General features: G+C 66.0%; 14 protein-coding genes and 1 pseudogene. 5 read left to right on the top strand and 10 right to left on the bottom strand.

All coding sequences use genetic code 11. From position 1 onward, the window contains the following. Window positions 1-30 precede the first annotated feature (30 nt). The 3 genes from MBELCI_RS12055 to tsf all read left to right on the top strand — a co-directional run bounded on the left by MBELCI_RS12055 (window position 31) and on the right by tsf (window position 2786). Window positions 31-900, top strand: a complete 870-nt coding sequence (locus MBELCI_RS12055) for an NAD(P)-dependent oxidoreductase (RefSeq protein ID WP_021694496.1) — start codon at window positions 31-33, stop codon at window positions 898-900. A 157-nt stretch (window positions 901-1057) separates the two neighbouring features. Next, window positions 1058-1834 (top strand): 30S ribosomal protein S2, encoded by a 777-nt coding sequence (gene rpsB / locus MBELCI_RS12050; protein ID WP_021694495.1) that lies wholly within the window; start codon window positions 1058-1060, stop codon window positions 1832-1834. A 76-nt stretch (window positions 1835-1910) separates the two neighbouring features. Then, on the top strand, window positions 1911-2786 hold the full coding sequence (gene tsf, locus MBELCI_RS12045; RefSeq protein WP_021694494.1) for a translation elongation factor Ts: 876 nt from the start codon (window positions 1911-1913) through the stop codon (window positions 2784-2786). Between the two features lie 293 nt (window positions 2787-3079). Here tsf and MBELCI_RS12040 read toward each other — a convergent pair whose 3' ends face one another. The 8 genes and pseudogenes from MBELCI_RS12040 to MBELCI_RS12005 all read right to left on the bottom strand — a co-directional run bounded on the left by MBELCI_RS12040 (window position 3080) and on the right by MBELCI_RS12005 (window position 11410). After that, window positions 3080-3832, bottom strand: a complete 753-nt coding sequence (locus tag MBELCI_RS12040) for a helix-turn-helix transcriptional regulator (protein WP_021694493.1) — start codon at window positions 3830-3832, stop codon at window positions 3080-3082. A gap of 146 nt (window positions 3833-3978) precedes the next feature. Then, a complete protein-coding gene (gene phoB, locus MBELCI_RS12035; RefSeq protein WP_021694492.1) occupies window positions 3979-4668 on the bottom strand; it encodes a phosphate regulon transcriptional regulator PhoB in 690 nt (229 codons plus the stop codon). Between the two features lie 4 nt (window positions 4669-4672). Further along, window positions 4673-5386: a phosphate signaling complex protein PhoU gene (gene phoU / locus MBELCI_RS12030; protein WP_021694491.1), complete on the bottom strand. Its 714-nt coding sequence runs from the start codon at window positions 5384-5386 to the stop codon at window positions 4673-4675. A gap of 12 nt (window positions 5387-5398) precedes the next feature. Continuing rightward, on the bottom strand, window positions 5399-6193 hold the full coding sequence (pstB, locus tag MBELCI_RS12025; protein WP_045320094.1) for a phosphate ABC transporter ATP-binding protein PstB: 795 nt from the start codon (window positions 6191-6193) through the stop codon (window positions 5399-5401). Between the two features lie 26 nt (window positions 6194-6219). Next, a complete protein-coding gene (gene pstA / locus MBELCI_RS12020) occupies window positions 6220-7584 on the bottom strand; it encodes a phosphate ABC transporter permease PstA (RefSeq protein ID WP_021694489.1) in 1365 nt (454 codons plus the stop codon). Next, window positions 7581-9043 (bottom strand): annotated as a pseudogene (gene pstC / locus MBELCI_RS22310) (phosphate ABC transporter permease subunit PstC). Before pstC ends, pstA begins: the two are co-directional and overlap by 4 nt. 130 nt (window positions 9044-9173) lie before the next feature. After that, window positions 9174-10214 carry a substrate-binding domain-containing protein gene (locus tag MBELCI_RS12010; protein ID WP_021694487.1) on the bottom strand — a complete coding sequence of 347 codons (1041 nt, stop codon included), beginning with the start codon at window positions 10212-10214 and terminating at the stop codon, window positions 9174-9176. Between the two features lie 161 nt (window positions 10215-10375). Continuing rightward, complete coding sequence (locus MBELCI_RS12005; protein WP_021694486.1) at window positions 10376-11410, bottom strand: sensor histidine kinase; 1035 nt, start codon at window positions 11408-11410, stop codon at window positions 10376-10378. 145 nt (window positions 11411-11555) lie between these two features. Between MBELCI_RS12005 and MBELCI_RS20870 the strand changes: the two genes are divergently transcribed. Further along, a complete protein-coding gene (locus MBELCI_RS20870; protein ID WP_021694485.1) occupies window positions 11556-11930 on the top strand; it encodes a hypothetical protein in 375 nt (124 codons plus the stop codon). A gap of 13 nt (window positions 11931-11943) precedes the next feature. Here the strand turns inward: MBELCI_RS20870 and MBELCI_RS11995 are convergent, their stop codons facing one another. Beyond that, window positions 11944-12465, bottom strand: a complete 522-nt coding sequence (locus MBELCI_RS11995) for a gamma carbonic anhydrase family protein (RefSeq protein ID WP_021694484.1) — start codon at window positions 12463-12465, stop codon at window positions 11944-11946. Then, window positions 12462-13100 carry a guanylate kinase gene (gene gmk / locus MBELCI_RS11990; RefSeq protein ID WP_021694483.1) on the bottom strand — a complete coding sequence of 213 codons (639 nt, stop codon included), beginning with the start codon at window positions 13098-13100 and terminating at the stop codon, window positions 12462-12464. Before gmk ends, MBELCI_RS11995 begins: the two co-directional genes overlap by 4 nt. A gap of 686 nt (window positions 13101-13786) precedes the next feature. On the opposite strand from gmk, the gene MBELCI_RS21705 reads away from it, so the two are divergent. Next, the gene (locus MBELCI_RS21705) at window positions 13787-14080 is read left to right on the top strand and encodes an IS3 family transposase (RefSeq protein WP_021694481.1); all 294 of its coding nucleotides are present in this window, start codon (window positions 13787-13789) and stop codon (window positions 14078-14080) included. The last annotated feature ends 17 nt before the right edge of the window (window positions 14081-14097 follow it).

The raw sequence follows: 14097 nt of genomic DNA, 5'->3' as shown, positions 1-14097 counted from the left end.
ACGAAAGCCCCGGGAGGCAGGGAGAGCACGATGGCGAAGCTGACATTTCTGGGACTGGGCGTGATGGGATACCCCATGGCGGGGCATCTGGCGGGCGCGGGCCACGAGGTGACGGTCTATAACCGCACCACCGCCAAGGCGGAGAAATGGGCCGCCGCGCATGGCGGGCAGCATGCCGCGACCCCGCGAGAGGCGGCGCAAGGCGCCGAGATCGTCTTTGCCTGCGTCGGCAATGACGACGACCTGCGCGGCGTCTGTCTCGGCGAGGACGGCGCCTTCGCGGGAATGGAGCGCGGCGCGCTCTTCGTCGATCACACCACGGTCAGCGCCGCCGTCACGCGCGAGCTTGCGGGGCAGGCGGACAGCTTGGGGATCGGTTTCGTCGACGCGCCGGTCTCCGGCGGGCAGGCGGGGGCCGAGAACGGCCAGCTTTCGGTGATGTGCGGCGGCGCGCAGGATCATTTCGACCGGGCCGAACCGGTGATCGACGCCTATTCCAAGATCTGTAGACGCCTCGGAGAGAGCGGCGCGGGCCAGCTTGCCAAGATGGCCAACCAGATCGCCATCGCCGGGCTGGTGCAGGGCCTGTCGGAATCGCTGGCCTTCGCCGAGAAGGCCGGGCTCGACGGGCGCGCTCTGGTCGAGGTGATCAGCCAGGGCGCCGCCGGAAGCTGGCAGATGGTCAACCGCCACGGCACCATGCTCGACGATCAGTTCGAGCATGGCTTTGCGGTCGACTGGATGCGCAAGGATCTAGGCATCTGCCTCGACGCCGCCGACGCGCTATCGGTGAGCCTTCCCGTCACGGCGCTGGTGGACCAGTTCTATAAGGAGGTGCAGCAGATGGGCGGCGGGCGATGGGACACCTCGTCGCTGATCAAGCGCCTCAGGAGACCCTGAGCGGGGTTGCCTTTGCGGGGTCTTGGCGCTAAGGGCAGCGCACGATCAATCCCGCAGGCGGGGGCGGGCCACGGGCGGGAGACATCCCCCGGGGTCCACCGGTTGGGGCAGCCGCCCTGATCCTCCGCCGAGGCCAAACCGGAAAAAGGTTACAGACATGGCTCTTCCCGAGTTCTCCATGCGTCAACTGCTCGAAGCTGGCGTCCACTTCGGCCACCAGACCGCCCGTTGGAACCCGCGGATGTCCGAGTACATCTACGGCGCCCGCAACGGCATCCACATCATGGACCTGACCCAGACCGTCCCGATGCTGGACAAGGCTCTGCAGGTCGTGCGTGACACCGTCGCCAAGGGCGGCCGCGTGCTGTTCGTCGGCACCAAGCGTCAGGCGCAGCAGCCGATCGCCGACGCCGCCGAGAAGTCCGCGCAGTTCTACATGAACCACCGCTGGCTCGGTGGCACGCTGACCAACTGGCAGACCGTGTCGCAGTCGATCAACCGCCTGCGCGCCATCGACGAAGCCTCCGAGCAGGGCTTTGCTGGCCTGACCAAGAAAGAGCGTCTGGGCATGGAGCGCGAGCAGATCAAACTGCAGGCCTCGCTCGGCGGCATCCGCGAGATGGGCGGCGTTCCGGACCTGCTGTTCGTCATCGACGTCAACAAGGAAGACCTCGCGATCCTCGAAGCCAAGAAGCTCGGCATCCCGGTCGTGGCCGTGGTCGACACCAACTGCTCGCCCGATGGCGTGGATTACGTGATCCCCGGCAACGACGACGCCGCCCGCGCGATCTCGCTCTACTGCGATCTCGCCGCCCGCGCCGCGCTTGACGGCATGAGCGCGCAACTCGGCGCCGCCGGCGTCGACATGGGTGCGATGGAGCAGTACACCGAAGAGCAGCTCGCCGCCGACGCCGAAGCCGCCACCGCCGAGTAAGGCGCACCGTTACATCACGGTTGCCGGGCGCGGATATGCCGCGCCCGGAGTCCATTCAAATTCTAGGAGAGACGCGATGGCGATCACCGCGAGCATGGTCAAGGAACTGCGCGAGAACACCGGCGCAGGCATGATGGACGCCAAGAAGGCGCTGACCGAAACCGACGGCGACATGGAAGCCGCGGTCGACTGGCTGCGCACCAAGGGCCTGGCGAAAGCCGCCAAGAAATCCGGCCGCACCGCCGCCGAGGGCCTCGTGGCCGTCGCCGTCGAGGGTGGCCGTGGCGTCGCGATCGAACTGAACTCGGAAACCGACTTCGTTGCCAAGAACGCCGACTTCCAGAACCTCGTCTCGAAGATCGCCAAGGCCGGCGTCAAGACGTCGAGCCTCGAGGAGTTGAAGGCAGCGCAGGTCGACGGCAAGCCGGTCGAGACCCTCGTCACCGATGCGATCGCCAAGATCGGCGAGAACATGACGTTGCGCCGGATGGCCGCGATCGAAGGCGAGAGCGTCGTGACCTATGTCCACAACGCCGCTGCCACCGACATGGGCACCATCGGCGTGCTCGTGGCCTTCTCGGGCGGTGACGAGGCGTTCGGCCGTCAGGTCGCGATGCACATCGCCGCCGCCAACCCCGCAGCACTCGGCGAGGCCGATCTCGACCCCGCGATGGTCGAGAAGGAAAAGCAGGTCCAGATGGACATCGCCCGCGAGAGCGGCAAGCCCGAGGCCGTCATCGAGAAGATGATCGAAGGCCGCATGAAGAAGTACATGGCCGAGTCGACCCTGCTGGGTCAGGCTTTCGTCGTGAACCCCGACCTGACCGTCGAAGCCGCCGCAAAAGAGGCGGGCGTGACGATCACCGGCTTCGTGCGCCTTGCCGTGGGCGAGGGCATCGAGAAGGTCGAAGAAGACTTTGCCGCCGAAGTGGCCAAGGTCGCCAAGGGCTGAGCCCGAACTGAGGCCCGACGGCAAACGCCGCCTGCATCGCAGGCGGCGTTTTGCATTTCTGCAACAAGGTGATGGAAAACGGAGTGCCGCGCCCGGCGGCGGTGACGGGCGCGGCGTGCTCATGCTGAAGTCCGACCTGCTGCTGTCGGAGATGCCCGCACCGAATGGGATAGATCCAAGGGGGCGGTGCAAAGGGTCAAAACGACCATCACTCGTCAACACCACAACCTTGTCACGATCGGCGACTCGTTGAAAGTCCGGTAATCTGGACCTCGGTCGGGGCGATCCTCGCCTTAAGAATAGAGCTGATGAAAGCGGAGCGCCCGTGCCACCGCCTGGGCCGTCGTCGTCGCATCAAGCGCCTCGCGCGCCAGCCGCAGATGCTTGTCGATGGTCGCGACACTCAATGTCAGCTCCTCGGCGATCTGCTGTACGGTGAAGCCGGCGGCGACGCAGCGCAGCACTTCCTTCTGGCGGGGAGTAAGGCGGCAGGCCACCGCGAAGATCAGTTGAAACCTGAGATGAAAGGCGTGAATCTGCGCCTCGATCTCGTCGCGTCGCTGCAGCCAGATCCGGTCGATCCGGCATTGCGGCATTTCGGGCCGCGCCGCGAGGATGAGGATCCCGCGCGACTTCTGCGGCAGCAAAGGAAAGCTGACCATGACACCGGCATGCACCTGATGCGACTGGTTGAGGTCGCGCAGGCGCGCTTCGCTGGCGGGATCACCGGGCGTCAGAATGTCCTGACGGCTCCAAAGCAGGGTACCGCTGTAATCCCGGGCCCAGTTTCCGTATCGGGTGTCGAGATAGAGACCATCGGCGACGAGGCGACGGTTGTAACTCTCGGCGTGGCTGCTGCGCAGCAGCCAGTTCGCCGGGTCGAGCGGGTCGGGTTCGGGCAGAAGGGTAAAGCCATAGAGCAAACGATTCAGGCCGTAATCGGACATGCGCTCGCACAGCATGTCCCACAAGATCATGTCATCGCCGGTCCGTGCCACACGCGAGATGAAGCTCAGCGCGGCACTTCGGGACAATGTGTTCGACATGAGGGCCATGTCGAATGTTAACACTTTCTTCAAAAAGCCCAAAGTGACCGATAGGATGAGGTAAATAGTTACATAATCTTCATTATGAGATAGCCGTTACGCGCAACAAGCAATGCCCGTTATCCCCTTCACTCCTTGATAGATCGCTACCCCAGCGCATATCCCGCGCCGCGCACCGTGCGCAGCGGATCGGCGCCGCCATGCGCGCACAGCACCTTGCGCAGTCGACCAATATGCACATCGACGGTGCGCGTGTCGACGTAAACATCCCGCCCCCAGACCCGGTCAAGCAGTTGCTCGCGGCTCCAAACCCGGCCCGGCTTTTCGAGGAAGGTCGCCAGCAGACGAAACTCCGTCGGCCCGAGTTTCAGCATGTGCCCGTCCCGGTGCACGCGGTGCGTCTCGGCGTCAAGCGTGATGTCCTCGAAGCTCAGCGTCTCGCCCACGCCCGCCGGACGCGAGCGGCGCAGTTGGCCCTTCACCCGTGCCATCAGCTCGGTCACGGAATACGGCTTCACGACATAATCATCGGCCCCGGTCTCAAGGCCGCGCACGCGGTCGACCTCTTCGGAGCGCGCCGAGAGCATGATGATCGGCACGTCGCGCGTCTCGGGCCGCGCCTTGATGCGGCGGCAGATCTCGATGCCGGTGACGCCCGGCAGCATCCAGTCGAGCACGATCAGGTCGGGCACATCCTCGGCCACCATCAAGAGTGCGGCGTCGCCATCTTCGGCCTCGGAGATGCGGAAGCCTTCGGATTCGAGGTTGTAGCTCAGCACCGCGCGCTGCGACGGCTCGTCCTCGACGATCAGGACATGGGGCTGCACTTGGCGCATCGGTTCACTCCGGGCTCGACACATAGGAGGTGTTGTCGCCCTTGGGCCGGTCCTCGTCGGGCATCTGGCCGGTGATGAGATAGATCACCTGCTCGGCCATGTTGGTGACGAGATCGCCCATGCGCTCGATGTTCTTGGCGATGAAATGCAGGTGCATGCAGGCGGTGATCGCGCGCGGGTCCTCCATCATGTGGGTCAGGAACTCGCGGAACAGCGCGTTGTACATCTGGTCCACGTCCTGATCGCGCTGCAGCACCTCGGCGGCGAGATCCGCGTCGCGGCGCACGAAGGCGTCGAGCGTGTCCTTGAGCATGTTCTGCACCTCGCGCGCCATGCGCTTGAGCGCGGCATCGGAGCCCTCGATCGGGCTCAGCTCGGCGAGAACGGAGGTGCGCTTGGCCATGTTCTTGGCATAGTCGCCGATGCGTTCGAGGCTGGCGGCGAGCCGCAGCACCGACAGGATCACCCGCAGATCCCGGCTCACCGGGGCGCGGATCGCGATCACCCGCGCGGCTTCCTCGTTGAGCTGTTCCTCGATCGCGTCGATCACCTTGTCGCCGCGGCGCACGCGCTCGGCGTTCTCGATGTCGCGGTCGGCGAGGCTCTGGGCGCCGTCGATGATCGCGGCCTCGACGAGACCACCCATCTTGAGGATCAGCGCCTGGATGTTCTCGAGGTCGCGGTCGAAGGCCGAGGCAATGTGCTGCTTGTCGTGCATGTCCCTGCTCCCTTACCCGATCCGGCCCGAGATGTAGCTCTCGGTGCGGCTGTCCTCGGGGTTGGTGAAAATCTTGCCGGTTTCGCCGTATTCGACGAGGTTGCCCAAGTGGAAGAAGGCCGTGCGTTGGCTAACCCGTGCGGCCTGCTGCATCGAATGCGTCACGATCACCACCGAGAAGTTCTGGCGCAGCTCGTCGATCAGCTCCTCGACCTGCGCGGTGGCGATCGGGTCGAGCGCCGAGCACGGCTCGTCCATCAGCAGGATCTCGGGCTCGGTCGCGACGGCACGGGCGATGCACAGGCGCTGCTGCTGGCCGCCCGACAACCCGGTGCCCGGCGCGTGCAGCCGGTCCTTGACCTCGTCCCAGATCGCGCCGCGGCGCAGTGCTTTCTCGACGATCTCGTCGAGCTCGGCCTTGTTGCGGGCAAGCCCGTGGATCTTGGGGCCATAGGCCACGTTGTCGTAAATCGATTTCGGGAACGGGTTCGGCTTCTGGAACACCATGCCGACCTTGGCGCGAAGCTGCACCGGATCGACGCGGGGGTCGTAGATGTCGGCCTCGTCGATCTTGATCTCGCCGGTGACCACCGCGCCGGGGATGGTGTCGTTCATCCGGTTGAGACAGCGCAGGAAGGTCGACTTGCCGCAGCCCGACGGCCCGATGAAGGCAGTGACGGTGCGGTCGGCGATGTCGACATCGACGCCCTTGATCGCGTGGGTGGTGCCGTAATGCACGTGCACGTCGCGCGCGGTGATCTTGGTCTCGTTCAACACGGCATTGTCCATGGTTCGCATGTCGTTCATGTCGGGGCCCCCTGCCCTGTAAGCGCTCACCAGCGCCGCTCGAAGCGGCGGCGCAGCAGCACCGCAATGAGGTTCATGGCCAAGAGGAACACCAGCAGCACGATGATGCCGCCCCAGGCGCGCTCGTAAAAGGCCGGATCGGCCCGCTTGGCCCATTCGTAGATCTGCGCCGGCATCGCCGAGTTGGGCGCGAGGAAGCCCTCGGCCACGCCCTCGGGATAGTTGGTCGCGATGTAGCCGACCATGCCGATCAGCAGCAGCGGCGCGGTCTCTCCAAGCGCCTGCGCGAGGCCGAGGATGGTGCCGGTGAGAATGCCCGGCATCGCCAGCGGCAACACGTGATGCGTCACCGCCTGCATCTTGGAGGCGCCGACGCCGAGCGCCGCGTTGCGGATCGAGGGCGGCACCGATTTCAGCGAGGCGCGGGTCGAGATGATGATCGTCGGCAGCGTCATCAGCGTCAGCACGAGGCCACCGACCAGCGGCGCCGATTGCGGCAGGTGCATGAACTGGATGAACACGGCGAGGCCGAGGATACCGAAGACGATCGACGGCACGGCGGCGAGGTTCGAGATGTTGACCTCGATGAGGTCGGTGAGCCGGTTCTGCGGTGCGAATTCCTCAAGGTAGATCGAGGCCGCGACGCCGATCGGCAGCGACAGGATCAGCACCACCAGCATCATGAAGAGCGAACCCAGCATGGCGACGCCGATGCCCGCCTGCTCGGGGCGCGAATCCGAGGCGTCGGCCCCGGTGATGAAATCCCAGTTGAACCTCTTTTCCACCAGTCCCGCGTCGCGCCACGCGTCGATCAGGTCGAGATGTTCGGCGTCGAGGTTCTTGTCGCGCGCGAGGCTGGCGCGACTGACGCGGCCCTTGAGATAGCCATCGACGCGGCTCGAGGCCAGTAACTCGACCGAGACGGTCTGACCGATCAGTTCAGGGTTGGCGAGCACCCGGTCGCGCAGCTGCGCGGCGGCCGAGGAGGAGAGGATCTTGGTCAGGGCCTTGGGCGCGAGCTCGGTCTCGACGCCGGTTCTTTCGACCAGATCGGTGAGTGCCTGCTCGATCAACGGCGCATAGCCGAAGGTCGAGACCTTGGCGATCTTGGCCGGGTCGCGGTCGCCGTCCTTGTCGAGCTTTTCCTCGAGGAGGGGCACGTCGAGCTGCACGTAGCTCTGGGTGAAGGCGGTCAGCCCGTTCGACAGGATCGCCCAAAGGAGCGCCACGAGGAACAGCATGCCGATGCCAAGCGCTGCGATGCCATAGGCCTTGAAGCGGCGTTCGGCGCGGTTGCGCTTTTTCGTGCGCGCATCGGTGACGAGCAGCGAGCCCCCCTTGGGCGCGGGGCGGTCGGCCGGGAACGCGCCGGATTGCGGGATATCGGTCATTCGTATTGCTCCCTGTAGCGGCGCACGATCCACAGCGCGACGACGTTCAGCGCCAGCGTGATCACGAAGAGGGTCATGCCGAGGGCGAAGGCGACCAGCGCCTCGGGCGAGGAAAAATCGGCGTCACCGGTGAGCTGGCTCACGATCTTGGCGGTCACCGTGGTCATGGCGTCGAACGGGTTCATCGACAGCCGGGCCGCGGCCCCTGCCCCCAGCACCACGATCATCGTCTCGCCGATGGCGCGGGATGCCGCGAGCAGTACCGCGCCGACGATGCCGGGAAGTGCGGCGGGCAACACCACCTGGCGGATCGTCTCGGAGCGGGTCGCCCCGAGGCCGAGGCTCCCGTCGCGCAGGCTCTGCGGCACCGCGTTGATGATGTCATCCGACAGCGACGAGACAAAGGGGATGAGCATGATGCCCATGACGAGGCCCGCGGTCATGACGGCGGTGCCGCCCTGCATCCAGCCCAAGCCGAGCCAGCCGCCGCGCCCGAAGGCCTCGACCAGCAGCGGGCCGACGGTGAGCAGCGCGAAGAGGCCGTAGACGATGGTCGGGATGCCCGCGAGCATCTCCAGCATCGGCTTGGCCCATGCGCGGACGTTGCGATGCGCGTATTCGGCAAGGTAGACAGCCGCGAAGAGACCGATCGGCACCGCCACCAGAAGCGCGATCAGCGAGATGTAGAGCGTGCCCCAAAGGAGCGGCAGGATGCCAAGCTCGGAACCGCCGCCGAAGCTCGGGCTCCAAGTCGTGCCGAAGAAGAACTCCGCCGCCGGATAGAGGCGGAAGAACTCGATGGTGTTGAAGACGAGCGCCAGGACGATGCCCACCGTGCTCAGGATCGCGATCAGCGCGGCCGAGATCAGTACGCCGCGCATTGCCCGTTCGACGGCGTTGCGGGCGCGGAAATCAGGCCGGGCGCGGCGGATGCCCCAAGCCGCCCCCGCAAGGGCGAGGCCGATCACGGCGATGCCGCGCGCCAGATCGCCGGTGCCGGAAATGCGCCGCCAGTGCAGCGCCGCGTCGCGGGTGGCCGGGGTGACGTCCGAGCCGAGCGCCACGCCCTGCGACGCCATCTGCGCGCGCAACGCCTCGGGCGGCAGGTCGCGCGCGGCGGCGTTGGTGAGCGTGCCGCGCGCGACGGCGGCGTCGAGCCCGGCGGCGAGACGTTGCACGTCGCCATCATCAGCGAGGGTGCGGCACCCTCCCCGGCCTCGGCTTCGAGCACCGGCCAGACGAGGCTTCGGGTCGCGACGGGCTGGGCCAGCAACCAGACGGCCAGTAGCAGGAGCGCGGGCCCCGCGGCATAGATCGCGGCGGTCCAGCCATAGTAATTCGGGAGGGAGTGGAGCCTGCGCTCCTCGCGTTTGGCCGCACCTTGCGCACGCGCGCGGGCCAGCACGAAACCGGCAGCGGCGATGGCCAGGACGATCAGGGCGATCCAGGACGGGGACATGGCGGGGCCTTCAATTGTCGAGGCCCGAAGCGGGGTCGCGTCGGGCCGGGGCGGTGTCGGGTCTGTCGTGCGCGGATGCTAGACCGGTCGGGGGCGGCGTTGCCGCCGCCCCTCTCCGATAACGGCTGCGTTACATCGCGTCCATGGTGGTGCCGTTCGCCACCGTCTCTTGCGTCGCGGCAAGCTCGGGGTCGGCCACGAGGCCGTAGGCCGCCAGCGGGCCGTCGGGACCGGCGATCTCGTCGGCCACGAAGAATTCCACGAATTCCTGCAGGCCGGGGATCACGCCGAGATGCGCCTTCTTGACGTAGAAGTAGAGCGGGCGCGACACCGGGTATTCGCCCGACGCGATGGTCTCGGTCGAGGGTTCGACGCCGGACATGGTCGCGACCTGCAGGCTGTCGGTGTTGTTCTCGTAGAAGGAGAGGCCAAAGACGCCGATGCCGTTCGGGTTGGCCTCGATACGGGCCAGCGTCTCGGTGTAGTCGCCGTCGATGTCGATCGACACGCCATCGGTGCGGGTCTTGATGCAGGCCGCCTCGGCGGCGTCCTCGTCCATGCCGGCGTCCAACATCGCCTGCATCGCGCCGGTCTCCTCGCAGCCCGCGAGCAGCACCTTCTCCTCGAAGACTTCGCGGGTGCCGTGCTTGGTGCCCGGGATGAAGGCGAGGATTTCCTGATCGGGCAGGTCGGCGTTGACATCGGCCCAGCTGGTGTTGGGGTTCGAGACCATCTCGCCGCCCTCGGGGATCTCGGCGGCCAGAGCGTTGTACCAGTCGGCAGGGGTGAAGGCGAAGCTCTCGCCGCTGATGTCGGAAGCGAAGACGATGCCGTCATAGCCCACGCGCACTTCGATGATCTCGTTCACGCCGTTGGAGGCACAGGCCTCGACCTCGCCCTCGCGCATCGCGCGGCTGGCATTGGCGATGTCGATGGTGTTTTCGCCCACGCCTTCGCAGAACCGCGCGAGACCGGCCGAGGAGCCGCCCGATTCCACGACCGGGGTCGGGAAATCGAAGTTCTCGCCAAAGGCCTCGGCGACGATCGAGGCATAGGGCAGCACGGTCGAGGAGCCGGCGACCTGCACGTTGTCGCGCCCTTGGGCGGTGGCGAAGCCGGCGGTGGCGGCGATGAGGGCCGCGCTCGAGGCGGTCATCTTGACGAAGGACATGGATCGCTCCTGTTTTTTCATTCCCCCGGAGCGCCGCGGCGCCCCGTTGCCGTCCGATTAGTTACGTGGGAACTCCGTTTTGTGACAGTTGTGTAAAACTTTCATGACAGCCCGCGATCTAGCGCGGATGACCCTACGACAAGGGCTGACATTCACGCGCGTTATTCGCTGGGCAGGACCACGGTGAGGGAACTGCCCTGCCCCTGCACGCTCTCGATCCGAAGCCGGCCGCGATGGCGGTTCACGATATGCTTGACGATGGCGAGACCGAGCCCGGTGCCGCCCACGGCGCGCGAGCGGTGCGGATCGACGCGGTAGAAGCGCTCGGTCAGCCGCGGCAGGTGATGTGCGGCGATGCCGTCGCCATGGTCGCGCACCTTGAGCCGTACGCCGGGACCGCGCAGGTCGCGCTGGATCTCGGGCGCGGTGAGCGTGACCTCGACCGGACGCTCCGTGCCGCCATACTTGATCGCGTTGCCGATGAGGTTGGTCAGCACCTGCCGCAGCTGTTCCTCGTCGCCCGGCACCACGACCGGCGCCTCCGGACCCTCGAACACCAGCCGCAGACGGGCCTGCGCGGCGATCGGCTCCAACAGCGCGATCACCTGCCCCGTCAGGCCCGACAGGTCGACCGGTGCGGTCGGGCGCAGCCGTTCGTCCTGCTCGACGCGGCTGAGCGACAACAGGTCGGAGACGAGCTGCGACATGCGCGCGGCCTCGCGCTCCATGATCCCGAGGAACCGATCCCGCGCGGCGGCGTCGTCACGCGCCGCGCCGCGCAGCGTTTCGATGAAGCCCGACAGCGCGGTGATCGGCGTGCGCAGCTCGTGGCTTACATTAGTGACGAAATCGCGCCGCATCGCGCCAGCCGCCTCGACCGCCGTGACATCCTCGAAGCTGAGTGCGACGCCGCGCCCGCCGGGCAGTTGCACGGCCCCCGCCGTGACGTCCCACGTGGTGTCGCGGCTGCCCGAACGCCCGAGATAGCGCGCGCGCCGCTCTTTGCCGTCGCGCAGCACCGCCTCCACTGCGTCGAGCACGGCGGGCTGACGCAGCGCGGTGATATAGTGCCGCCCCGTCTGTGCCGCACCCAGAAGGGTCCGGGCCGCGGGATTCGCGGCCTCGATCCGTTCGGCAGGGCCGATCAGCAGCACCGGAAGCGGCAAGGCCGCCATGAGAGAATCAAGGGATTCCATGATTTAGCACTCAACTCCCGGCCATGCCGTCACGGTGTTTCGGTCGCGGCGCGATTGAATGTTCCATTCACCCCCCCGAATCTGTAGAGCCTGCGGCCTAATCACACATTGCGCATGAATGGCGCTGTCGCCGGAGCTATATCGCATGACACTCGACCCGCTCGTCCGCAATGATGATCACGGGCAGATCACGCTCGCCGTCGGTCAGGTCGCGCGAACCCCGAGCAGAGCCGTGAGGGTCCCGGCCGAGACATTGCAGGATTTGCGGTACTGCGGTTTCGATCAGGTGACATCGGAGCTTCTCTACTGCCTGAAGCCGGTGATGATCGTCTCGGACCTGATGGGGCCGCGGTTCGACGCGGTGGATCTGGCGCTCAGGCTGACGGCGCTGGGCTATGACGGCCCCTACCGGGTGCTCGTCAGGACATCGGTCCGCGGCGCATGGATGGTGCGTGACGAGATCCGCACGATCGCGCCGTGGATCGATTTCGACCTGATCGCGCATGCGTCCGGCAGCTGATCCGCACGGCATCTCAGATCGCTTCGAGACCGCTTCGGAACCGGACCGCGTTGTCGCGGTAGTTGAGCGCCGATTGCCGCAGCTTCGCGATCGCGGCCTTGTCGAGTTGGCGGATCACCTTGCCCGGCACGCCCATCACGAGGCTGCCATCGGGGATCTCCTTGCCCTCGGTGATCAGCGCGCCCGCGCCGATCAGGCAGTCGCGGCCGATCCGCGCGCCGTTGAGCACCGTGGCGCCCATGCCGATCAAGGAGTTCTCGCCGATCGTGCAGCCATGCAGCATCGCCTTGTGGCCGACGGTGACGCCCGCGCCGATCTCGAGCGGAAAGCCCATGTCGGTGTGCAGCACGCAATTTTCCTGCACGTTGGTGTTTTCGCCCAAGCTGATGCGCTCATTGTCGCCGCGGATCGTCGTGCCGAACCAGACCGAGCTTCCGGGGGCCAGCGTCACCTTTCCGATCACATGGGCACCGGGGGCGACCCACGCGGTCGCATCAATTTCGGGGGTCTCTCCGTCGAGCGCGTAGATGGTCATGATCTCTCCTCGAACTCCGCCTGCAGCCCGCGCACATGGTCAAGAAGCCAGGGCTGCTGGCTGCGGCGCAGACGTTCAGCCTCGATGATGATCTTGAGCCGTGCCTCGGTTACGTCAAGCTCGTCATTGACCAGCACGTAGTCGTAGCCGTCCCAATGGCTGATCTCGTCCCAGCTTTTCTGCATCCGCCGCTCGATCACCTCGGGCGCGTCCTGCGCGCGCCCGACGAGGCGGCGGTGCAGCTCTTCGATCGAGGGCGGCAGGATGAAGATCGACAGCACCTGGTCGGCCATGCGGCTGTTCGAGATCTGCTGCGCGCCCTGCCAGTCGACGTCGAATAACACGTCGCGCCCGGCCTCGGTCGCCTCTGCCACCGGCCCGCGTGGGCTACCGTAATAGTTTTCGAAGACGCGGGCATGCTCGAGCATCTCGCCTTCGGCCACGAGATGCTTGAACCGCTCTTCGCTGACGAAGTGATAGTCGGCTCCATCGGTCTCGCCCGGTCGCGGCGCGCGGGTCGTGGCCGAGACCGAGAAGCCCAAGGTCGGGTCCCAAGCGCGCAGGCGCCGCGCCAGCGTCGATTTGCCGGCGCCGGAGGGCGAGGACAGGATGATGAGAAGGCCGCGCCGTTGCATGATGTCCGCTGCTCCGTTCAAGTGCCGATCTGGATGGGGCCGGGGTTAGGCGGATCGGGCCCGCGCGACAAGACCGGCACGCGACGTTAAGCAAGTTACTAAATAGTAAGGGGGTGTCCGCAAAATGTGTTGGCGCGCTTCGCTTTCGAACAAAGAGGCCAACCTTTTTCCGTGAACACCACGGAGGACACCCGGTGCTACACCACGACTTTCGACGTCTCCTGGACGCACTCGGCGATCTGAACCCTGCTCAGATCGAGCATGCCCAGACAAAGATCATGGATCCCCGACGAAGAACGGAGGCGATCTCCGAGATCGAAGCGCGCGCAAGCCATGAGAAACCGTGCCCGTCCTGCGGTATCGAACACCGACAGAAGTGGGGAACGAACGCGCACCGGCATTCAACGCTACCGGTGCCGGGGGTGCGGGAAAACCTACTCGGGCCGGACTGGCTCTGTCCTGGGCCGCATTCATCGACCTGACCTGTTCATGGTCGTGCTTCGGGACATGTTGGGCACTTCTGCGCCGCAGTCGGTACGGAAGCTTGCATTGCTGCTCGGGGTCGACAAATACACGGTCTGGCGCTGGCGGATGCTGGTATTCTCATGAGGTGCTCCCCGGTTTCAGGGCACTGACGTAAGCTACGATTTGCTGTCTGCTGATCTTCACCGACGAGGAGATCAGAGATGTCGAAACGCAAGCAGCACGCGCCTGCTTTCAAGGCCAAGGTCGCGCTGGAAGCTTTGAAAGGCGAACAAACGGCCGCCGAGCTGGCGAGCCGGTTCGGGGTGCATCCCACGCTGATCCATCAGTGGAAGCGGGCTTTGCTCGAGGGCGCTTCAGGGGTCTTCGAGCGGGGCGGAAAGAAGACGCCCGAAGTCGACGAGGCGCAGGTGAAGGAGCTGCATGCCAAGATTGGCGAGCTGGCGGTCGCCAACGATTTTTTGTCCAGAAAGCTCAAGCCCTGGGGCGAGACATGAGGCGCGGCATGATCGAG

The organism is Limimaricola cinnabarinus LL-001 (assembly GCF_000466965.1).
Classification (GTDB): domain Bacteria; phylum Pseudomonadota; class Alphaproteobacteria; order Rhodobacterales; family Rhodobacteraceae; genus Limimaricola; species Limimaricola cinnabarinus.
This window is presented reverse-complemented; position numbering and strand designations above follow the sequence as displayed.